General features: G+C 29.7%; 22 protein-coding genes and 1 pseudogene. 10 read left to right on the forward strand and 13 right to left on the reverse strand.

The window, feature by feature from the left end; translation table 11 throughout:
- Positions 1 to 17: 17 nt before the first annotated feature.
- The 3 genes from CUEA01_RS15910 to CUEA01_RS15920 all read right to left on the reverse strand — a co-directional run bounded on the left by CUEA01_RS15910 (position 18) and on the right by CUEA01_RS15920 (position 1,847).
- Positions 18 to 491 carry an HIT family protein gene (locus CUEA01_RS15910; protein ID WP_407929262.1) on the reverse strand — a complete coding sequence of 158 codons (474 nt, stop codon included), beginning with the start codon at positions 489 to 491 and terminating at the stop codon, positions 18 to 20.
- Complete coding sequence (locus CUEA01_RS15915; RefSeq protein WP_234122668.1) at positions 492 to 947, reverse strand: hypothetical protein; 456 nt, start codon at positions 945 to 947, stop codon at positions 492 to 494.
- Positions 948 to 1,055: 108 nt separating this feature from the next.
- The gene (locus CUEA01_RS15920) at positions 1,056 to 1,847 is read right to left on the reverse strand and encodes a leucine-rich repeat domain-containing protein (RefSeq protein WP_234122669.1); all 792 of its coding nucleotides are present in this window, start codon (positions 1,845 to 1,847) and stop codon (positions 1,056 to 1,058) included.
- Between the two features lie 369 nt (positions 1,848 to 2,216).
- Here CUEA01_RS15920 and CUEA01_RS15925 point away from each other — a divergent pair.
- Positions 2,217 to 2,456 (forward strand): annotated as a pseudogene (locus CUEA01_RS15925) (transposase); the annotation flags it as partial.
- Between the two features lie 219 nt (positions 2,457 to 2,675).
- Here CUEA01_RS15925 and CUEA01_RS15930 read toward each other — a convergent pair.
- The 3 genes from CUEA01_RS15930 to CUEA01_RS15940 form a co-directional block, all read right to left on the reverse strand.
- Positions 2,676 to 4,520: an ABC transporter ATP-binding protein gene (locus tag CUEA01_RS15930; RefSeq protein ID WP_234122670.1), complete on the reverse strand. Its 1,845-nt coding sequence runs from the start codon at positions 4,518 to 4,520 to the stop codon at positions 2,676 to 2,678.
- Positions 4,513 to 6,267: an ABC transporter ATP-binding protein gene (locus CUEA01_RS15935; RefSeq protein WP_234122671.1), complete on the reverse strand. Its 1,755-nt coding sequence runs from the start codon at positions 6,265 to 6,267 to the stop codon at positions 4,513 to 4,515. Before CUEA01_RS15935 ends, CUEA01_RS15930 begins: the two co-directional genes overlap by 8 nt.
- 81 nt (positions 6,268 to 6,348) lie before the next feature.
- Entirely contained in the window at positions 6,349 to 6,792 is a 444-nt protein-coding gene (locus CUEA01_RS15940; RefSeq protein ID WP_234122672.1) for a MarR family winged helix-turn-helix transcriptional regulator, read from the reverse strand.
- A gap of 216 nt (positions 6,793 to 7,008) precedes the next feature.
- On the opposite strand from CUEA01_RS15940, the gene CUEA01_RS15945 reads away from it, so the two are divergent.
- Positions 7,009 to 7,770: an IS30 family transposase gene (locus tag CUEA01_RS15945; RefSeq protein WP_234122673.1), complete on the forward strand. Its 762-nt coding sequence runs from the start codon at positions 7,009 to 7,011 to the stop codon at positions 7,768 to 7,770.
- Between the two features lie 279 nt (positions 7,771 to 8,049).
- On the opposite strand, the gene CUEA01_RS15950 is transcribed toward CUEA01_RS15945, so the two are convergent.
- Both CUEA01_RS15950 and CUEA01_RS15955 read right to left on the reverse strand, forming a co-directional pair.
- On the reverse strand, positions 8,050 to 8,505 hold the full coding sequence (locus CUEA01_RS15950; RefSeq protein ID WP_234122674.1) for a GNAT family N-acetyltransferase: 456 nt from the start codon (positions 8,503 to 8,505) through the stop codon (positions 8,050 to 8,052).
- A 281-nt stretch (positions 8,506 to 8,786) separates the two neighbouring features.
- Positions 8,787 to 9,296, reverse strand: coding sequence for a GNAT family N-acetyltransferase (locus CUEA01_RS15955; protein ID WP_234122675.1), 510 nt, complete (start codon positions 9,294 to 9,296; stop codon positions 8,787 to 8,789).
- A gap of 434 nt (positions 9,297 to 9,730) precedes the next feature.
- On the opposite strand from CUEA01_RS15955, the gene CUEA01_RS15960 reads away from it, so the two are divergent.
- The 8 genes from CUEA01_RS15960 (at position 9,731) to CUEA01_RS15995 (ending at position 18,678) form a co-directional block, all read left to right on the forward strand.
- Positions 9,731 to 10,357: a DUF4004 family protein gene (locus tag CUEA01_RS15960; RefSeq protein WP_234122676.1), complete on the forward strand. Its 627-nt coding sequence runs from the start codon at positions 9,731 to 9,733 to the stop codon at positions 10,355 to 10,357.
- 21 nt (positions 10,358 to 10,378) lie between these two features.
- Positions 10,379 to 11,362 carry a polymer-forming cytoskeletal protein gene (locus CUEA01_RS15965; RefSeq protein WP_234122677.1) on the forward strand — a complete coding sequence of 328 codons (984 nt, stop codon included), beginning with the start codon at positions 10,379 to 10,381 and terminating at the stop codon, positions 11,360 to 11,362.
- A 12-nt stretch (positions 11,363 to 11,374) separates the two neighbouring features.
- Positions 11,375 to 12,160 (forward strand): polymer-forming cytoskeletal protein, encoded by a 786-nt coding sequence (locus tag CUEA01_RS15970; RefSeq protein WP_234122678.1) that lies wholly within the window; start codon positions 11,375 to 11,377, stop codon positions 12,158 to 12,160.
- A gap of 39 nt (positions 12,161 to 12,199) precedes the next feature.
- Entirely contained in the window at positions 12,200 to 13,399 is a 1,200-nt protein-coding gene (locus tag CUEA01_RS15975) for a M1 family aminopeptidase (RefSeq protein WP_234122679.1), read from the forward strand.
- Positions 13,400 to 13,621: 222 nt separating this feature from the next.
- Positions 13,622 to 13,810 (forward strand): hypothetical protein, encoded by a 189-nt coding sequence (locus CUEA01_RS15980; protein ID WP_234122680.1) that lies wholly within the window; start codon positions 13,622 to 13,624, stop codon positions 13,808 to 13,810.
- A gap of 229 nt (positions 13,811 to 14,039) precedes the next feature.
- Positions 14,040 to 15,851, forward strand: a complete 1,812-nt coding sequence (locus CUEA01_RS15985) for an ABC transporter ATP-binding protein (RefSeq protein WP_234122681.1) — start codon at positions 14,040 to 14,042, stop codon at positions 15,849 to 15,851.
- A complete protein-coding gene (locus CUEA01_RS15990; protein WP_234122682.1) occupies positions 15,852 to 17,642 on the forward strand; it encodes an ABC transporter ATP-binding protein in 1,791 nt (596 codons plus the stop codon).
- Positions 17,643 to 17,862: 220 nt separating this feature from the next.
- Positions 17,863 to 18,678 carry a DUF5700 domain-containing putative Zn-dependent protease gene (locus CUEA01_RS15995; RefSeq protein WP_234122683.1) on the forward strand — a complete coding sequence of 272 codons (816 nt, stop codon included), beginning with the start codon at positions 17,863 to 17,865 and terminating at the stop codon, positions 18,676 to 18,678.
- 94 nt (positions 18,679 to 18,772) lie between these two features.
- On the opposite strand, the gene CUEA01_RS16000 is transcribed toward CUEA01_RS15995, so the two are convergent.
- From CUEA01_RS16000 to CUEA01_RS16020, 5 genes are all read right to left on the reverse strand, one after another.
- Positions 18,773 to 19,966 (reverse strand): MFS transporter, encoded by a 1,194-nt coding sequence (locus CUEA01_RS16000; protein WP_234122684.1) that lies wholly within the window; start codon positions 19,964 to 19,966, stop codon positions 18,773 to 18,775.
- Positions 19,967 to 20,129: 163 nt separating this feature from the next.
- Positions 20,130 to 20,570 (reverse strand): Fur family transcriptional regulator, encoded by a 441-nt coding sequence (locus CUEA01_RS16005; protein WP_234122685.1) that lies wholly within the window; start codon positions 20,568 to 20,570, stop codon positions 20,130 to 20,132.
- A gap of 224 nt (positions 20,571 to 20,794) precedes the next feature.
- The gene (locus tag CUEA01_RS16010; RefSeq protein ID WP_234122686.1) at positions 20,795 to 21,331 is read right to left on the reverse strand and encodes a Chromate resistance protein ChrB; all 537 of its coding nucleotides are present in this window, start codon (positions 21,329 to 21,331) and stop codon (positions 20,795 to 20,797) included.
- 277 nt (positions 21,332 to 21,608) lie between these two features.
- Positions 21,609 to 21,755, reverse strand: a complete 147-nt coding sequence (locus tag CUEA01_RS16015) for a hypothetical protein (RefSeq protein ID WP_234122687.1) — start codon at positions 21,753 to 21,755, stop codon at positions 21,609 to 21,611.
- A gap of 38 nt (positions 21,756 to 21,793) precedes the next feature.
- Positions 21,794 to 23,089 (reverse strand): hypothetical protein, encoded by a 1,296-nt coding sequence (locus CUEA01_RS16020; RefSeq protein WP_234122688.1) that lies wholly within the window; start codon positions 23,087 to 23,089, stop codon positions 21,794 to 21,796.
- Positions 23,090 to 23,092: the final 3 nt, after the last annotated feature.

The raw sequence follows: 23,092 nt of genomic DNA on the forward strand, positions 1-23,092 counted from the left end.
CAGCCCCATTTAATTACTTAAAGGTTACCCTTATTCACTATTTTAATTACTTTTTCTAATTCATTATAAAGTTTTATTTTCATTTCTCTTAATTCAGTTTCTGTTGGAATTGCTTCTTTAGCATATAGCAATTTTTTATCAACACGGTGAACTGGTCCTTTCACAGGCGCATCATTTTTTCTTCTAGGAAATATATGCCAATGCATATGTACATCATCATTTCCAAGCATTTCGTAATTTAATTTATCTGGCTCAAAGGCATTATACACAGCTTCTGACACTTTGCTCATTTCAGCTAAAAACTTAATTTTAAAATTTTCATCTAGAAAGTGTAATTCTGTTTTATGTTCCTTACACAAAAATAAAGTATATCCTTTAAAATATTGGTAATCTCCTATTACTACATATCCTGTTTCCAATTCTGCAACAAAATGAGGTTCTATTCCTTGTTTAATCATATTAATTCTTTCGCATATTAAACAATTTTCCAATTAATTTTCCCCCTTTAGTAGCTCCTTATCCACCTGCTTTTGAACTCTTCCAAATGAAATTTCTTTATTTTCACCACCTAAAGTTAAAAAACTTTTTGCCAAATCTTCAACTGTAGGCTCTAGTACTTGCATAAATTGAGTATATGCAAAATCAAATTTAGGATCATTCTCATCTTGTCCAAAAACAGAATATATAAGTTGTTCAATCATTTGATCCATTCCCCATACTTTTAGGTGAAGTAATTCATGTATAATTAATGCTTCTAAATTATCTTGCTTAGGATTCTGAATGTTTATCAGTAATATTGCCTTTCTATCTGTCATATCAATCTTAATATCACCAGTCTTACGCCATTCGGTTTTGACAGTTTCATATTTAATATCCCAATCTTTTAACCTTAAAATCTCTTGCCACTTTCTTAAGTAAGTTTCTATTAATTTTTCATCAAATTTCAATTATAATCACATCCTTTTTTAATTTTAGGCTATGTTTTAAATAAGTGTTGATTTTGACACTTATTTAAAACATAGCCTAATTTTATATCTAAAACTTTCAAACTCTTATTAATACTCTATATTACAATTAGGCAACCAACCTTTTAATGAGGCTATATCTGCTGCTGTTGTTTTATTCTTTCCTAAATAAAGCAGCTTTAGATTATTGAGATTTTTTAACGGTTCTAGGTTGCTTATTGGGTTATCATATATAGAAAGTTCCTTCAAATTTGTTAGATTCTTTATTGGAGAAATATCAGTTATTTGATTGCCCGTTAAACAAAGGTTTTGTAAATTAGTAAGATTTTTTATTGGAGTTATATCTGTTATACTATTATTATTTAAATAAAGCGTCTGCAAATTAACTAGATTTTCAATACCACTAATATCTGATATACCACAGCTCCTTAAGCCGAGATCAGTTATTTTATCTAATTCACTTTTATAAATGGGGTCATAATAACTTTTATCTAGCATAGTTCTTATTGCATAATTCAGTCTATAATTTTTTAATACCACAGTCTTTTCTTCATATTGTTTAACTTTAAAATTAAAACTTTCTTCTTTTTTTAGTGCTTTATTAGTATTTGAGTATATTTGATTAGTTACTAATAAAGTGTATTCCATGCCTGCTTCATAACCACCATCAGGCGGAAGAACTTCAAGCAGATTGTCTTTCATACCTGCAAGTAACTCTATATCTAATGTATTACCATTCTTATCCTTAACAATAATACTATTCTTACTTAATTTGTTATAATTTATTGACTGATTAAATTTGATTTCCCAAACTTTGTTTCCGTATACATCTTTAGTATCATCATAAGCAGCATATACTTTACTTTTTGAAAGAATTACCAAAATAATAAATAAACATAATCATTACAATTAGTCCAATACTGACTATAGTATGCTAATAACATAGTAGTAGCAGTAACTGTACACCTATTATCTGTATTATAATCATAATTAGGTAATTTATTTTTTAATGTATATATTTCGTCATAAAATTTTCAGCATAATTTTTTACACCATAATAGTTTTATGTAACATCTTTATACATAATAATACATTAAATAAAATTTTATATCAACAAGTTAAATATTATATTATTTTAAAGGAGCAGATTTATAAAAAAACTTGTAATGAAAACTAAAATCTTTTCTTTATTTACTTTAATTTTAAGTTTAGGTTTATTGACCACTCCTATTACTATAGAAGCAGAATCCAGAAATGGACATAGATGTTCCGCAGGATCGTCAGAGTACTTTTGAACCTCATGTAGTAAAAAAACGTCAAAAAGATATTTCAGCAATTGATGATAAGATTATTTCTATGTATGCCAAAGGCATGACAACCAGGCAGATATCAGAAACCATTGAAGATATTTATGGCTTTGAGGTAATTGAAGGAATGATTTCTGACATTACCGACCGATTATTGCCAGAGATTGAAGAATGGCAGGATAAATATCCTAACGCAATGAAAAGCTGGGAAACAAACTGGGATGCTATAAGTCCAATTTTTTAATTATATATTAAAAACAAGGTAAGAAGTCACTTCTGTGGCTATCCTACCTTCAAATCATTATCATAGAAAGTCAATTTACAGAGAAAATTTCACACCCTCAATTTTTAGTACAACATCTTCTTAATCATATAGCTTTCAATGCCTATTACTAAAATTCAACTAAGCCGCCTCAAACTGACTATTATATAAGTTTGCATAGAAACCATTCTTTGCAATAAGCTCTTTATGATTCCCACTTTCTATTATATCTCCATCCTTCATGACAAGAATCAAATCCGCATTCTTAATTGTCGATAAACGGTGAGCAATTACAAAAGATGTACGACCATTTGTAAGTTTATCCATAGCTTCTTGAATTTTTACTTCCGTTCTTGTATCAACAGAACTAGTAGCTTCATCAAGAATAAGAAGTGGTGCATCCTCTATCATAGCCCTAGCAATTGTAATTAATTGCTTTTGACCAGCTGATAAATTTACTTTATCATTTAAGATTGTATCATAACCATCTGGAAGGCTGTGAATAAAGTTGTATATTCCTGTTGCCTTACATACTTCATCCAATTCATCATCAGTTACATTTGTCTTGCTGTAAACAATATTTTCTCGTATAGTTCCCTCAAATAGCCAAGTATCTTGTAAAACCATGCCAAATAAATCATGAATATTTTCTCTTGTCATTTGACTTGTTGATATACCATCAATTGAAATTTCTCCTTTATTTATTTCATAAAAACGCATTAGTAAATTAACCATTGTCGTTTTTCCTGCCCCTGTTGGTCCAACAATTGCAACTTTTTCTCCAGCTTTAACGCTTGCAGAGAAATCGTTAATAATAGTTCTATCCTCGTTATATCCAAAATGAACATTTTTAAATTCAACATTTCCCTTTGCATTAGAAAGTTTTTTAATATTACTGTTTTCATTTTCAAGTTCCTTTTCATCCAAAAATTCAAATACACGTTCTAAAGCAGCTGCCATAGATTGCACACTTGCTGCCGCTTGTGATAAATTTTGAAGTGGCTGTGTAAATAATCTAATATAAAGCATAAAAGCAACTATAGTTCCAAAGGTAATAATTCCTTTTTGTGCAAGAACTGCTCCAACTATGCAAACTACTACATATGCAAAATTACCTATAAATATCATCAGTGGCATCATAAGCCCAGACATGAACTGAGATTTCCAAGCACACTCATATAGTTTATCATTCATCTCGTGGAATTCTTTTCTTGCAGACTTCTCCCCATTATATACCTTTACTACACTGTGACCCGCATAAACTTCTTCAATATGTCCATCTATTGCACCAAGCTCTCTCTGCTGCATTGCAAAATATTTTTGTGAACGAGAAATAATCTTAATCATAAATATAAATCCTAAAAGCGATGATACAATCCCTGCAATTGCCATAAGCCAATTTGTATAAAGCATCATAATTATTGATCCCAAGAACATCGTTACAGACGCTACAAGTGTTGATATACTTTGATTCATTGCTTGTCCTAATGTATCAACATCGTTTGTAACACGACTTAAAACATCACCTGTGCTTGTTCCATCAAAATATCGAAGTGGAAGCTTGTTGATTTTTTTGCTTATATCCTTACGCATATTCTGACTTACTCGTTGAGTTACTGTTGCCATAATAAATCCTTGAATATAATTAAATAAGAATCCTAAAACATATATGCCACTAAGTGCCATTGCTATTTTTGAGACACCCTTTAAATCAATACCAGAAATTAAGCCTTTTGTTATCATATTAGTAATTTTACTTAACTGATTTGGTCCAACTAAATTTAATATTGATCCACTAATTGATAAAATCACTGCTATAATAATTATCTTTTTATATTTTCCACAATACGAAAACAACTTTGAAAAAGCCTGTTTAGTATTTGCCTTTTGCCCAGAAGCTTGCAATGCACCCCCCATTCCTCTCATCGCCATTCCTGAATTTTGAGTTCTTTTATGATTTCCAATTTTATATTCTTCCTTAGCCATTTACTAGTTCCTCCTTTGACAATTGAGATAACGCAATTTCTTTATAAGTACTGCAATTTTCAAGCAGCTGCTCATGCGTTCCTTTTCCAACAATTTCTCCTTTATCTAATACAATAATCATATCTGCATCCTTAATTGTACCAATGCGCTGTCCTACAATTAATGTTATTGCATTTTTTGTCTCTGCCTTTAAACGTGAACGAAGATCTCTGTCTGTTTTATAATCCAATGCTGAAAATGAATCATCAAAAATAAATATTTGAGGTTTCCTACAAATTGCTCTGGCAATAGCAAGACGCTGTTTCTGTCCACCAGATATATTTGTACCACCTTGAGCAATAGGTGCATCATAACTATCTTTCATCTTTTTTACAAAATCAGTACTCTGTGCAATATCTATAGCCTTAACAATATCACTTTTAGAAGCTTTTTCTTTTCCATTATCTCCATACATAACATTTGAAGAAACTGTACCACTAAACATTACAGCTTTCTGAGGCACATACCCAATTTTATTATGGAGTTCTTCCTGTTTATACTCTTTTATATTAATGCCGCCTATCGTAATTTCACCTTTAGATGCATCATAAAATCTAGGCACTAGATTAACTAAAGTGCTTTTACCGCTTCCTGTAGACCCAATAAACGCAACTGTTTGTCCTTTTTTCGCTTTAAAATTAATATCTTTTAAAACATAATCTGAAGCATCAGGATACTTAAAATATACATGCTTAAAATTAATCGTTTCATCTTTAATACTTTCTACAGTTCCATCGTAAAGCTTTGTTTCAGTAGTTAACACCTCGATTATACGTTTCGCTGATACTTGAGCTCTTGGAAGCAAAATAAATATCATATTTAATAACATAAATGCCATAATTACTTGCATTGCATAGCTAGAAAACACAATCATATTTGAAAATAATTTAATTTTATCTCCCATACCAGCAGAATTAATAATATAAGCACCAATCCAATAAACTACAAGGCTTAACCCCGAATTAATGAGTGTCATACCTGGTGACATAATTGCCATTACTCTATACGCAACAAGATTGGTATTTGTAAGTTCATCATTTGATTTTTCAAATTTATCTTCTTGATATTTTTCCGCATTATATGCTCTAACAACTCTAATTCCAGTTAGATGTTCTCTTACTATACGATTTAAATTATCACTTAAACTTTGGATCACCTTAAATCTTGGTACTGCAAAAATCAAAATTATTCCAAGCATTATAATTAGTATAAATACAGCTACAGCAGTAGCCGATGTCCATTGCCAACTCTTACCCGAAATCTTAATAACTGCCCACACTGCAAGAATAGGTGCTTTTATAATAATCTGTAACCCCATTGCAACTAATGTCTGAACCTGAGTTATATCATTAGTTGTACGATTAATTAAACTAGCTGTAGAAAATTTATTAATTTCTTCCATAGAAAAAGATAATGTTTTATCATATACCATACCCCTTAATGTTTTAGATAACCCCGCTGCAACAACAGCTGCAAAATATCCTACTATCATAGAGGCTGCCATACTAAAAATTGCGCATAAAACCATGTAACCTCCCTGTGTTAAAATATCCATCATTGAACTTCCCTTTGTTTCTACTAAGGTTGTAATTTGGGACATATAATCTGGAAGTTTTAAATCTAACCAAACCTGTAATAATATAAAAATCATACTGATAAAAACAAACATTTTTTCTTTCTTTTTAAAATATTTAAATACCTTTAACATAAAATAGACTCCTTTCATTACTAACACTATTAGTATCTATTAGTGTTAGCTTTTTGGGTAAAAATAAGATTTCATCAGGAATTAATCCCTCTGAAATTCTTTTTGTTTCTTTTTTATTAAATTAGCAATTCTCTTAGTTATTCTAACATGCTCTACAGCATCTTTTTCTCCTAAGTCCATTAGCATTTCTTTTAACCCATTAACAGCCTCATTATACTTGTTTTCAGCTGCAGTTCTTCCTTCCCCTGTTACATGAACTATAACCTTACGTCTATCATCTGGATCTGCATGCCTCTCAATAAACTTTTTCTTTTCAAGACTATTTAGCGTATTAGCTATCCTTGCAGTTGTCACTTTAAATCTCTCGCTAATTTCTCCTGCTGTTGCATTATCATGCTCCATAATTAAAAAACCAAGTACTGCCATCTCCCCCCTTGAAACATTATCAACTTTTTTAATCATAGGTCCTTTCTCTAAATATCTCATGCATTCAAACAGCTCTTCTGCCATCGAACGAAAATCCAATTTTAACACCTCCATTTTATCTACTAGTGTTAGATATATATTATCACAATACCTTTCACTTTGTCAATAGTACAATAATAAATATAACCTAAAATAAAAAAGTAAATTCTTGTTTGCAAAGGTAAATTCATCTCTGATGATTTTACTCTTGCACAAAATGTGGTATTGTTGTCTTGGTTAGTGGATTCCTCCTAAATTATAAGGAGGATTTAAATTATGTCTAATAAAAAGGTTTACGATCAGAAACATCTTACCACAACACAACGTATTAAAATTGAAAAAGGATTAATGGATAGGGCCGCTTTCGCTTCTACTGCTAGAGATATCCAAAAACATCCAAGTACAGTGGCAAAGGAGTTCCGTATCGACCGCACTTACGAAGATTTTCAGAAATACATGCGAGAGCATCCTGATGTTTCAGTTGTAGAAATGGATACCGTTGATGGAGGTCATGGCAACAGCAAACAGGCTTTCCTCACTATGCTGTTTCGTAACTGTTCACTTATGCTTATTTTTGTTCTGGAAGAAAAGACTCAGGATTGTATCATTGAAGTATTTGATATCCTTACAGAGAAGCTGGGCATTGGAACATTTCTAGAAATGTTCCCTATCATTCTCACATATAACGGAACGGAATTCCAACTTTCTGCTCGTTTAGAGTGTGATAAGAACGGCGAAATCCGTACCCATATTTATTACTGTAATCCAAACAGTTCCTGGCAGAAAGGTATGATTAAGCGAAATCATGAATATATCCGCTATGTCATTCCAAAAGGAGAAAGCCTGGACTCTTATACACAGACAGATGCTATAAAACTGATGAATCACATTAATAGTGAAGCAAGAGACAGCTTGAATGGCTGTACCCCGTTCAAGCTGTTCCAACTACTTCTGAGCAATGCGCTTCATAAGGTACTTAAGCTTCAGGAAATCCCTGCAGACAAAGTATCCTTAAGACCATCACTACTCAAAAAATAAATCGATAGCGCAAAACGGAATCCACTGCCGAATTTAATCATGCACAAAAAAGGTATGTGAAATTTAATTTTGCACGATTTTTCAGATGCCTGTTTGCTATGCTTACACTTCATGGAAACAGGTACTATAAACGTATTATAGCCCTGTTTCCATAATTGGTAAATAGGTAATTCATGATTTTAGTCCTGCAAAATCATGCTTTCTATAAAATCAAGAATTTAACTTTTCACTTAACGAATAATAAATATAATTTTAAAAATTTTAATTTAAAATAATTTATTAGTATAAATTTTTTCTCATACAAATGCTGTTATCATTATGAACATATGGTCCATAATTTTCTATTTCACTATATCCATGATTTTTATACAAGCCAATTGCTTCAGGTTGCTTTCTTCCAGTTTCTAAGACAGCATACTTGTACCCATCATATTTTGCCAACCCTTCTAACTCCATTAATATTAACTCTGATATATGTTGTCCCCTATTTTCTTTTGTTACAAATATACGTTTTAATTCCACGGTTTCGCTGTCATATCTCTTAAATGCACCACAAGCTATAGGTTCCTTAGCTTTGTAAACTACAAATACATCTTTTATGTAATAAGTCCTGTTATATTTATCATATTGCTTTTGTAATTCGCCATAGCGCTCCTTGAGTTCATCATCTAACATCTGTGTAAGCTTAATAAAACCAGGATTTTGACTATTTGTTTTCATTAATTCTAACTCCACTTAAACCACCCCTATAATTAATACAGAGTACAGATGACAGATGACAGAGTACAATGATGGTTGATTTTTCTCCTCTAGCGCTCCGAAAAATCTTAAAACTTATTTTTTTATTGATGGGCAATTACGCCATTAATGCTGTTAAGCGAAGCTAACAACATTTAAGTTTAAGATTTACCTAAGCAGCACGAAAGGTAAATCATCCTTAACTGTACTCTGTACTCTGTCATCTGTACTCTGTTTTTCAAATTCTAATTTTTAATTTCAATATTATACAATATATTCTAGTTATTCAAAATCAAGTATTTGTACAATTTTTCGTCCTCTTCTTCATCAAAAACAGTGCCTAGTACCTTGCCCTTATTCTTTTCTATAATTTTTCTTGAAGCTTCATTTTCTACGTTGCAAGTTACTATAACATCTTTTATTCCTATTTTTTCTGCTTCCTTTAATGCTAATTTAAGAATTTTAGAGCCATAACCCTTATTTCGATAAATTGGAGATATATCATATCCTATATGCCCTGCATATTCTACTTCCTCATGCCTAACTCTTGTTACTCCCACAACCTCATTGTTATCAATTAACCAATATGTTGAAGTTGCAACTTCATCTTTAGGCAAAGCTATTCCTTTAGAATAATTCTCTAAATATCCTATATATCCTTTAAAATCTTCTAATGCTCTTTTATACTTGTTAAAATAATAATCTTCTCCAGCTTCTTTATATGCCATAACATACTGCTCAAAACTTTTTTTATACTTGCTATTTGGCTCAGCTAAAAATAAATCCAATATACCATCCCCTTACATAGATAAACAACTTAAAATATAGAAATTATAAATACCAAGTGTATCATTATAAATTACAATTTAAATCACAGTACAAAGTACAGAGTACAAAGAATGAGGATTTGCCTTTCTTACGTCAGGTAAATCTTAGAACTTATATATTTTGTCAGCTTCGCTGAATACCACTTGTGGCGCTATTTTAAGAGTATTAAGTTTTTAGATTTTTATACGCTCGCGTAGAAAAATCATCCTTCATTGTGCTCTGTACTTTATACTTTGTACTCTGACCTAACAAGATATTACTAATTATAATATTAATTTAAATATATACAATATCTCTACTATAACTTTTTTATAATATTTCTCATAATTTTTCCATATTTCTATTTACAACGTAACAATGTTATGTTATGCTGTATTCAAAAGGAGGAGTAAATATGGATGAAGATAATTTAATATCAAAGAAAGAATTACTTGACCTCATGAGTATATCCTACGGTCAATTATATCGATGGAAACGCAAAGAACTTATACCTGAGGATTGGTTCATAAAAAAATCTTCCTTCACGGGACAGGAAACCTTCTTTCCCAGGGATAAAATAATTGATAGAATAAAAAAAATTAAGGATATGAAGGATGATTCTTCATTAGACGACTTAGCAGACTTGTTTTCAAATAAAGTTTCCGAAATTAAATTAAGCTACGAAAACTTACTTAACCAGAACATTGTTACAGGAGAAACTTTGAATTTATGCAAAGAATTATTGCCAAAAATACACGAACTAGTCTTTGAAGAAGTACTTTACATGTATATATGCGATAAATTCTTATTGTCTGGCAATATATCTCTTGATGAAAGTAAAACACTTTTTACCACTCTTATGAAAAACTATTCAAACTTTGGCGGAGAAGACTTTGATGTAATTTTCATAAGAAAAATGGGAACTGGATTTTCTATTCTTTGTTCCACTAAAAATAAATTTTATATAGAAGAATATGCAAAAGTTATTATGGCTTTAAATATAAATAAATGCATTGAAGAATTAAAGTTAAAATTGAAATAAATATATTTGGGGGCTTTATCTATGGAAAATGAAAGAAAAAATTTAAGTTTACATGATGGCAGTGTTGGTGTAGGTGGAATATATAATGAGGTAAAAATAAATGATAGATCTACACTTAATGGTGACATTGATTGCATTATTTTAAACTGTAGTGATCGTTCTGAAATCGAAGGAAATGTACTTTCAAGCAAGACACATTTATGTGATGGTTCAAAAATTAATGGAGATGTAAAAAGTGAACTAGTGCATATAAATGACGGTTCTAACCTTTACGGAAATGTAGAAGCAAAAGAATTTATAATAAATGATGGTTCTCATGTTCATGGAAATATTTCTTCAAGCACCATAAGAATAAATGATGGCTCTAGTATAATAGGTAATTTAAAAGTTGAAGACTTAATTCTAAAGGATGGGTCTAGTGTAAATGGAAATGTAAAAACTGTTATTGCCAAAATAAGTGACGGTTCTAAAATTAAGGGAGATTTAAATGCTGAAGATTCAATGGTAAAGGATGGCGCTACAATCGCTGGAAATATATTTTCAACAAAAATTCATCTTTACGATGGCTGTAAAATTACTGAAAGCATTAAAGGAGAAGAAATTAAAATTAATGACAGTGTAAAAGTAGGAAAAGATTGTGAATGTGAAAAGTTTACTGGCAGTGATTGTTTTCACATTGCTGGTCTTTTAAATGCTGAGGAGATTAACATAACCTTAGACAATAATTGCTCAGTAAAAGAAATTGGAGGTAATAATATTTCCGTACGTGTTCCTAAAAATTCAATATCAATATTAGGAATAATAAAAATTAATGCCAATATGGTTTACCTAACTGCTGATACTATTGAAGGTGATACAATTTGCCTTGAAAATACTAAAGCAAAAATTGTTAGAGGTAACAAAATAACAATTGGTGATGGCTGCAAAATAGATAAAATTGAATACAAAGAAACTCTTGATATAAGTGAAAAAGCTGTAGTAAATGAAAAAATCAAAATAAATTAGGAGGTTATCATTATGGAAAATGAAAGAATTAATTTAAAATTATCTGGTGCTGGAAGTGCAAATGGAGGCTTTTTTAATGAAGTCAAATTAAGTGGAGCTTGCAACGTAAATGGAGATGTAGATTGTAACTTTTTAAGTGGCAGCGGGGCCTGCGATATAAAGGGCAGTGTAACTTCAAAGCAAATATTACTATCTGGAGCCTGCAATATTAAAGGAAGTGTAAAAACAGAAATTTTAAAGTGCAGTGGTGCTTGTGATATACGTGGAGATTTAGAAGCCGTTGAGGTATCCATATCTGGTGGAGCAGATATTCGCGGAAATGTAAAATCAAAAAAACTTGATATTTCCGGAGGCTGTGACATAGATGGCAATGTTTCCGGCGAAGAAATAAAATTATCTGGTGGCATCAAGATTAAAGATGACTGTGAATGTGAAAACTTTAACGCAAAAGGTAGTTTTTCCATAGGTGGGCTATTAAATGCTGAAAAAGCCAATATAGTAATATACGATACTTGCTCTGTAAAAGAAATCGGTGGAAAAGACATAGATATTAGGTATAGTTCTCACATGTCAGCTTCAATATTAAAATTTATAAAAACAGTATTTACAAATTCCTCACCAACCCTTGAAAGTGAAATTATAGAAGGTGACAACATCTACCTTGACCACACCACTGCCAAAGTAGTAAGAGGAAATAAAATAACTATTGGTGATAGCTGTAATATAGACAAAATTGAATATAAAGATAGTTTAAATGTAACTGGTAATTCTCAAATTGGTGAAAAAGTAAAACTTTAGTTCACTAAAAATAAAAACACTTGAAAGGAGATTATCGTTTTGAATTCATATACCGCAAATTTAAAAATTAATCCAAAAAAACATTTTATATCTGCAGATATAAGTCTCGATTACTATTTTAAAGATAATGATATAAATGAAATTACCTTTTACATTTACAAAGATATAAAAGTTGAAAATATAACTTCACCTGATATAAAAAAATATGAAGTAAGTACTATTGTTTCGGATTGGTCTCCCTTTATATTAGAATCAAAGTCTATAAAAATCACACTTAAACGACCATTTAATTGTAATGAAAAAATAAATTTAAAATTTCAATATTCCGGAAATATTGAAATTTTAAATTCTTCCAATGTAAATAGAATTTCTGAGGAGTGGACAGAATTAGGTTTGTATTCACCTTGGTTTCCCCTAACTCAAAATATGGAACCTGCATTATTCAATGTAATTATTGATATATCTAACAATTATACTGTTGTTGGTGCTTCCTTATCAGATCACTTTATACTTAATAAAAAAATTCCTGAAAATGATTGTACAATAATAGCTGCACCAAACTTAAATTGCATTCACAATTCTATAGATAATATCTCCTTAGATATCTATTATACAAAGCAAGAAGGCGTTAATACTGCTAAAGATATCAGTACTTTTAGTTCTAGCATATTAAAATATTATATAGATAAATTTGGTGACATACCTCAAAAAAGCTTTTCAATAGTACTTGCTCCTAGAAATGTTGGTGGTGGCTATTGTAGGAAGGATTTAATTGTTTTATCCCCTATGGGGAGTAATGAAATTTATGATAAAGCTAAACAATTCAGATTTTTGGCTCATGAACTAGCTCACTTGTGGTGGTGTAAAGCTAATTGTTCTTCCTATGAAGATTGGCTTAATGAATCCTTTGCAGAATACTCCTCATTAATAGCATTAAACGATCTTTTTGATAAAAATGAAGCTCAAAATATACTTACCTTATATAAGACCAAGTCAAAAACACTTCCTAAAATCGAAGGAATAGCTAGAAATTATGAAAACGCCTACGAAGTCCTTTATTATAAAGGCAGTGTAATCTTAAACGAGCTAGAAAATAAAATTGGTAAAGCTTCTTTTTATACTTTATTAAAAGAGCTCCATAAAAACAACATATGCAGCACCCGGGATTTTTTGCAAGTGCTCGAAAATATATCAGATACTGAAACAGCCAATTTTTTTCATAATGCTCTACAAAAATAAAAATTTAGTATATAGTTTTTCATACATTTATTATTTTACCAATAAAATTAATATTTTCATTTTTTTTCGAACATACATTTAATAATCATGATAAATATGATAATATTGTAAAATAAGATAAAATTTTAATATGAATTACAATTTTGTTAAACAACTGTTGAGGTTGTATTAACTGGTGTACTTTGTCACTTTATATTTAATTTCAACATAACCCCTCACCTTTTGCAGGCACTTTTATTTTTAATACCTGGAATTATAGGAATAATGGGACTTGGACTTGCCATTGGTGCTTTAGTTCTCGTTGCCAAAGAAGCTAATGTAATCATTGATATAGAAAGTGATTTTTTAAGTGGTCTTTCTGGTGGATATTTTCCTATAAAAATTTTTTTCCAAAGACCTTCATGTTCATAGCCTTAGCTATTCCATTAACCTATGTTTATGACAGCTCAAGGGCTATACTTTCAAAGCAAATTCCTCTATTTGATTTAAAAACGGAATTTTTAATAATCATTATATCAATGATATTCTTCTGCGCCCTTGGAAGCTTTATTTTCAAAATTGTTGAAAAAAAATGTAGAGAGCTTGGAATTGTCAGCACACACTAGAAATAATTGTGAATTGAATAAGGGGATGACTTTTCATGAACAAAACTTCTAATAGAAGTACTTTAACAAATATAACTTTTTTAGTAAAAACAGCTTTTAAATACAGCAAAAAACTTTTTGTATTCTTTGGAATATACACAATCCTTACATCCATAGCACCATTTATAGGTATACTTGCTCCAAAATTTTTAATTGATGAGCTTACTAATGGCAAAAGGACTAATGTACTAATAGGCATTCTTTTAATTTTCTTTATTTCATCAGTAATAACCAAATTTTTTATTGCCTATTTAAACGGAGCTATTGATCCATTAATGATTGTTGTGCGTTTTAAATTTATAGATGCTCTTGAAGAAAAAGCTATGACAATGGATTTCAAATACACAGAAAATCCAAAGACTCTAAATGATTATAACAGCGCCTTTCTATCAGTAAATAATAATTCTGACGGAATTGAAGGTGTGTTTCATAAGTTTTTCGAGATAGGTGGAAGCATTGTTTCCTTCATCGGTTACATATGTATAGTTGCAACCTTAAATCCACTTATTCTATTATATCTTTTATTCAACGTTATATTTATATACTCATTAACACTTAAAGCCAAAAAATACGAGCATGACGTAAAAGATGAGAAATCGGATAACAACAGAAGATTAAATTATATATATTCTACCATGAGCGATTTTGCATATGGTAAAGATTTAAGGATATACTCCCTATCAAATTTGCTTTCTCAAAAATACAAAATCTTTAGCAGTAAAATAGTTAATATAAGTAAGAAAATTGAACTTAAATATTTTAAGGTGTCTCTTTTAGATGCAGTTCTTACAATTTTCAGCGATGCAATAGTTTATGGGTATTTAATATATGGGGTAATTAACAAACGTATTAGTATTGGTGATTTTACTATGTACTTTGCTACAGTAGCTTCTTTTTCTACTCTTATGAAAAGCATTATGGACAACATAGCACACATCCGAGCCCAAAATTTGTATATAAATGATTTTAGAGATTTTCTTGAAATTGAAGATGAAGCTTCGCCAGTAAATCCAATTCCAATCCCTTATGATACTACCTTTGAAATTGAATTCAAAAATGTAACTTTTAAATATCCAAATAGCGATAAATATGTATATAAAAATTTAAATTTAAAAATAAATAAAGGTCAGCGTCTTGCCATAGTTGGAATAAATGGTGCTGGAAAAACTACCTTTGTAAAACTGCTCACAAGGCTTTATGAACCTACCGAGGGAGAAATTTTACTTAATGGAATAAATATAAATTCTTTTGACAGAGCAGAATATTACAGACTCTTTTCCGTAGTATTTCAAGATATTAAACTTTTTGCCTTTACTGTAGCTGAAAATATAGCTATTAGTACTACAAATATTGATAGAAATAAAGTTAGTGAAAGTATTACTAAAGCTGGCATGAGTGAAAAAATAAACTCACTTGAAAAAGGAATTGATACAAGTGTTTTAAAAATACTAGACTCTGCTGGAGTTGAATTTTCAGGCGGTCAAAATCAGCGTCTTGCATTAGCCCGTGCACTGTATAAGGATGGAAGCATAGTTGTAATGGATGAACCTACAGCCGCTCTTGACCCAATTGCAGAGCAAAATATTTATAACAGCTTTGATGATTTATGTCATGGTAAAACCTCAATTTACATTTCTCATAGACTTGCAAGCACGCGTTTTTGTGATGCAATTGCTTTCTTTGAAGACGGCAAGCTGCAGGAATACGGTACCCACGAGGAACTTTTAAAGCTAAATAAAAAATATGCTGATATGTTTAACGTACAAGCTCAATACTATGAAGATGAATCAAGCAAAGAGGTGATATAGTTGAAAGGTTTAAATAACTTCAAAAAAGATATAAAAACTATGCTGTACTTTTTAAAACTTTCCTCTAAAATGTCAAAGAATTATGTACCTATTTTAATTATATCCTCGCTTTTTAAAGCACTTACTCCTTTTATTAACATTATTATGCCAAAATATATTATAGATGAACTTTTGGGAAAGCAGAGAATAAAAGTTTTTGTAACTCTAGTAGCCTTAACTGTAATTATAAATGGAGTTTTAAACATTATAAATAGATGTTTTGACACAATAAAGAAAATAAAATATGTTCAAGTACTCAAAGGCTTTGACCTACTAATTGGTGAAAAAATAATGGATATGGACTTTGAAAAAATTGAAGATCCAGAAATATTAAATCTAAAAGAAAAAGCCTTATTCCCTATTCATAATCAAGGGGTAATTTACAGCATGATTGACTGCACTGTTAATGTACTATCTCAATTAATAACAATGCTTGGACTTATAGCAATTATATCTACTTTAAATGTAGTTGTACTTCTTTTAATCGCCGCAGTTGTAGTTGTTAATTTGATTATATTTAAAAAATCACAAGCTGCTCAATTTAAATTTAACAATGAATTAATTCCTTTAAATAGGCAATGGGGTTATTATGCAGATTTAAGTTTTGATTTTGCATCTGGTAAGGACTTAAGGTTATATAACATAACACCTCTCATCATGAGGAAAATTAAAGCTTTTAATTCAGAAAGCGCTGCAATTTTTGCAAAATTATTTACCTTGATTGGGAAGTTAAATGGATTAAGTGATGTTAATGTACAAATTCAATTGTTATTAGTTTATGGTTACATGACCTATAAAGTATTTAAAAAAGCCATTGGAATTGGTGATTTTACAATGTATATAAGCGCTGCAAATAATTTTGGAACTTCCATGTCTTCCTTTATTAATTCTTTTGTAGAGTTTAGGCAGCAGTGCAGATATCTTGAACCATATTTTGAGTTCCAAGGAATACAATCTTCTAAAACTGCCAATGGGAAACCATTATCTAATATTAAAGACTGCACTATTGAATTTAAAAATGTTTCCTTTAAGTATCCAAGAAGCAGTAATTATACCTTAAAAAATGTTTCTATAACTATAGCTAGTGGAGAAAAACTATCTATAGTTGGACTAAATGGTGCTGGTAAAACAACCTTCATTAAACTATTAACAAGACTATATAATCCAACTGAAGGTAAAATTTTTCTTAACGGTGTAAATATTAACGAATATGACTACGAAGAATACATGAAACTTTTATCTGTCGTATTTCAAGATTTTAAATTGATGGCATTTTCAGTAAAAGAAAATATAGCTTTATATGATTATGAAAAGGCCGATGACAACAAAATTTTAAATATACTTGATGAAACTGGCATGAAAAAAGATATTTCAAAGCTTCCAAAAAATATCTACACTCCAATTTACAAGACTTTTGAAAAAGATGGCATAGAATTTTCTGGTGGTCAAGCTCAAAAACTAGCAATTGCAAGAGCACTTTATAAAAATTCCCCAATTGTAATTTTGGATGAACCAACAGCAGCTCTTGATCCATATGCTGAAAATGAAATTTATACAAGCTTTAATGGTTTAATTGGAGGCAAAACAGCCATTTACATTTCCCATAGACTATCAAGCTGCAAGTTCTGTGATAAGGTTGCTGTTTTTGATAATGGACAAATCATTCAATACGGAAGCCATGCTGAACTTATAAAAGATAAAGGAAGTCAATATGAAACAATGTACATGGCACAGGCACAATACTACATTTAAAACAATTCACAGTTCACGATGCACAATTCACAATTATTGTTGATTTATCCTCCTTACGGCGGATAAATCTTTAAACTTATAGGTTTAGCTTCGCTGAATATACATACTAAAAATTTAGGTAACAACCAATTAAGTTCTCAAATTTTCTGTGCTAACAGAAAATTTTCCTTCATTGTGCATTGTGAACTGTGAATTGTGAATTGAATAAAAGGAGGTTTTTATGATAATTGATACTGAAATTATAGATTTGTATTTAAACAATCACTCATTAAAACAAGTAGAAAACCATTGGATATTTAACTCCATAGTCCAAAATCAACATTTATTTGAAGAACCTAAAAAACCACCTTATTATAAATTAAAAGAAATATACAAAATGCTGGTTAAAAACTTAAATAGCTTTGAACCAATGAATAAGGATATTTGGAAGCAGTTTTTTTGTGATATGCCAATTCCAGCTTCAACAAAAATATATTTAATTGTTGGCTCTCCTGCTCCTTATGATGCTATGGTAAGACAAGATTTAGAAGGAAACAATTGTATAATACTAGATTTAATTAGGATAAGTTCATATTCTGATGATTTAACTAAGTTATATAAAATTGTTAGAACTCTTATTACTCATGAGATATCACATATACTTATTCATAATACCTATCCTTGTCCAAATAGTGATGCTTCTTTATATTATAATCTAAAATATATAGTTTTTGATGAAGGAATTGCTCACTTTTTATCCTTTAAAGATGATGTTTTATCTGTTGACTGGTATAGTTCCGAGATGAATAAAAGAAGAAAAACTTCTTACAATGCTCTACTTAATGCTTTAAATAATCCTGACAGTCTTCATAATAATAAAATATTAGAAAAATCAAATAGTGGCACTTACTGGGATAAGTTTGGTGCAATTTCTGGGCTTTTTGCAATTGTTGATTACTACAATGCCAATGGTAAAAACTCGGATATTTTTAAGTGTATTTTTCAAAAAGGATCAGATGTCTTAATTGATTTTATAATAAACCACTTACAAAATTAGTATTACCAAAATTTTTATTTTAGGCTATGTTTTAAATAAGTGTTGATTTTCACACTTATTTAAAACATAGCCTTATTTTATCATAAACTGTGTATTATTTATCTTTAAGCGTGATAAACATACTTGAAATTATACCTATAAGCATGACTACAGCTAAAGATAAAAATGCAATTTCATAACTTCCATTTTTCAATATATTAATTGTAAAAGCTGGTCCTGCACTGGCTCCTAAAAATAGTATAAATGTATAAACAGACACGGCGGCTCCCCTTACCTCTCCTCCTAGCTGACCTATGAGTGATATTAATGTTGGAACAGTAATTGCTATCCCTATTACAAAAACAACACTCATTATAATTATAAAATTAATATTAGTACTTATTCCTAGGAAAACAAGTCCAAGAATTGATAACAATAATCCAGTTCTAAGAACAAACAACATCCCAAATTTTTTAACGAGCTTCCCTGCTACTGGGGAAAATACCATACCAACTATGCCTATTAAACGCACATAAAAAATTTGATGAGCACTAAAGGCAAATTTAGGACTGCTTAAAAAGCTATTTAATGCTGTATACATACCAACAAAAGAAAATAACGGTATTAGCGCAATAATGTAGGCAAAACATAAGGATTTCTTTTTAAATACCTTTGGCATTTGCACAAATGCAGATTTAACACTGGTTCCATTTGCTTTAAGTTTAGGTATAAAAATCAGAATCAATAGAAATGTAATCAAATAAACTAACGATAATATATAGAAAACATACTTCCAGCCAATTTGACTACTAACATTACTACTAAAAATTTGTCCTACAATACCAGCTAATAAAAATCCTGTGCTTATACAACCTATAGCTCCTACTCTTCTATTACTTGGAAATAGTTCTACTGCGAAAGAAAGCGCAACAGGTGAAAAAGTTGCAGCAGCAATCCCTTGTAATCCTCTAAAAACAATAATCCCCTGCAAACTATTTTGTAATCCCAAAATTAACGAAATTATTGTAAGTTCAGCTAACCCTATAAGTATAATTTTCTTACGCCCATATCTATCGGATAATGGTCCATAAAACAAGCATCCAATGGCAAAACAAATTGAAAATAAGCTGCTTGTCCAAACTGCTTGTGACTGCGAAACTGAAAAAGCCTTTGAAAATACTGAAACTAAAGGAATTGTAATATACAAACTAGACATAATTACTGTACCAGCAAAAAATAGTATAAAGGTAATCCAAGAATAATTTAAATTTCTTTCTTCATTTTGTTCACTTTGAACATTTTCATTCATATTAAAACCTCCATTAATTAAGTTAGACATCTGAAAAAATAATTATTCAAATTTATCCGCGTAGTGCATCTATTTTTTTTGGGGGCTATGTTTTAAATAAGTGTTGATTTTCACACTTATTTAAAACATAGCCTTTTTTTGAAGATGAAGTAACATTATATTTTTATAGTCCACTACACTTTTTGCATATTCCGTATAATTTTAGACTATAATCTGTTATTTTAAAGCCATATTTAATATTTAATTCATTTTGACTTATCATGACATCAGTATTTTTTAAAGGAATTACAGCTCCGCAATTTGTGCAAATAAAATGTGGATGCTGATGTTTATCTTCTATATCCCTCAACTCATATCTAATTCCATCTTCATCAATATCAAATTTAACCACTATATTCATTTTTTCTAACAATTGCATGGTTCTATAAATCGTAGCTATCCCCATTTCTGGATAATCTTTTTTTATAATTGCATAAATTTCTTCTGAATTTAAATGTTTATGTTGATTTTCAATAATAACATCTATTACTTTTTGTCTTTGAACTGTCATTTTACAACCATTTTTCTCTATACTATATTTTATCCTTTTAGATAGTTCCTCCATTAATCTCACTCCTTTGCAAATTAAATGTTTTTAATTTTAGGCTATGCTTAATTGTAACGATGGTTACTTGTAACATATGTTAATTGTAACAGTGGTTACTTTAAAAGTCAACAAAAATAAAAATTCTTCATTTTTATAAAAAACAAAGAATTTTTATACTTGACTATGTTTTATATATTAGGCATATATAAAACAGTTAGCCTTGCTATTTACTTTAGTGTACCTTATTTTTCCTCATCTACCTTACAAACCTTGTGTGAATACTCTTGTACTTTAAGTTTTAATTTTTCAAGCATCCCATTAGCTTTCTCTTCATTTTCTGATTCAAAATACTCCCTTTTACAAATTTTGTTATACCACCGTTCCAGCTTTTTGAGTTCTTCTTCATTTTCTTCAAGTTCAGAAAATTGAAAGTTATTATTTTCTATCTCTCTATTAATTTCATAAATGAATCGCTCACAGTTATTTTGAAATTCAATATATTCTTTATTAATTTGTTCCTTAAATTCCAATATAATATCTTCCTCATCAGTTTCATTTAAAAATTTTAGTTCGCTTAACGTTGATTTTCCACCTAAAGAATTAACTTCTTCCCGAAGTTCTTTTAAAATTTTTTCTAACTTTTCATCATAGGGTAATAAAGTTACTCCTTGTTGAAGATAAATAGCTCCGAGTTCCTTAAGTGATCTCCAAATATGAACTCTATTTTTAGATGGCTCACTTGGAATTTTATATGTAAATTGTAGAAAATTTATACTCATAATGTTCTTCCTTTCATAAAAAATAAATTTACACATATATGATACCACATAAATTTGCTAAATATTATACTTTATCGTATTCCTACTTACAAAGTATATCCTTATCTTTTGTTAGTGAGTTTATATAACAAGCCTATGTAAAATTGTACTGCCAAATTGATACTTGTAGTTAACCACTAAAAAAGAGCAGGTTATTTTAAACAACAACCTACTCCTTTTTATTCTACATAATATTAGGTACCATGTTCATTATTTTAGAAAAACAATCTCCACCTGCTTAAGGAGCTGATTTAATAATATCATCGAGAAAACCTCCACCTATCCCAGCAATTGATTTTCCTAAACTTGAATCACTAACAACTATTACACATATTAGTAACACAAATAACGTTAGTAACATTTTATAATTTTTTTTCAATTTCATTTAACCATCCACTTCCTTTATAATTTTCTCATACTCATTTAAGCAAATTGTAAGGCAAATTTATTTATTTCTTTAACCTTATCCATAATATTATTATCTGCATAAAAATCTATAAGTTTATAAATAAGTTTATCTGTTAACTTTTCTTGTTTAGATGATAACAAAAATACTTCCTTCTTTATACTATCCACTCTTTCTATTGTTTCTTCACATTCCATTAACCCATAAAGTATATCTGCAGTCAAAACATAGTTTTTTCGTTTCTTTGCTACTTCTAATGCTTTTGAATAGTATTCAGCAGCTCTCACATTGTCTTTAAGTCCTGTGTATATTTTACCAATCTCATAATAAATATTATCTTCATAACGACTATTATTTTTTATAAACGGTAACTCTTTTTTTACTTCACTTAATAAATTATTTGCTTTATCTATATCTGATAATCCAATGTACACTTCTGACATATTTATATAAATAACTAACTTTTTATCTATTTCACCGTCTTCTAATATATCTAAAAGTCCATTATATAATTTTAAAGCCTCATCATATCTTTTTAACTCATGCAAGCTTACAGCTTTAGTATCTAAAATTTTAAAATATCTTTGAGTATCAGCTCTATCAATAAATCTTTCTATTTTATTAATATCAGCTAATACCCTTTCATAGTTCTTCAATAGAAAAAAAACATAAGCACGATTATACATAAAATAAACGGTATCTCTTTCAGATAAATTCTTAAAGCGATTTAAAACAAAATCACAACAATCTATGGCTTCACTATATCTTCCTGCATTTCCATATGTCTTAGATAACTTTGATAATAAACTAAGTAGCTCTTGGGATAAAAAAAGCTTTCCAACTAAAGTTATAGCCTTTTCATAATATACTATAGCTTTGCTTAATTCATCTTGATTACAATAATAATCACCTGCTAATTCATATATAATTTGCATTCTATCAGTTATATTCCAATCTGCCAAAAAACTCTCAGCATCTTTTAATGTATCTGTAAAACTATTATCCTTACAAACCATGAATGTTTTTAGTTCATTTATGTATTTATCAAAAATCTTTGTAGCTTGTACCGTTTGATTTTCCATTAAATATTCAACGGTTTCAGAAATCTCAAATCCCTTGTTTTTACCAACTTCTTTTAGATTTTTTATAATTATTTCCGCAGTCTTTTTAGTAATATTAGCTTTATCGGTTTCAATTTCACTAATAAGATTCCTAGTAATATCTTTTCCTGAAATTTCATCTTGCCTTAAATTATACTTTATTCTAATTGCTTTTATCTTATCACCATCTGATATCACTGTACATTTTTTCATTTG

This window comes from Clostridium hydrogenum (assembly GCF_021432385.1).
Taxonomy (GTDB): domain Bacteria; phylum Bacillota; class Clostridia; order Clostridiales; family Clostridiaceae; genus Clostridium_S; species Clostridium_S hydrogenum.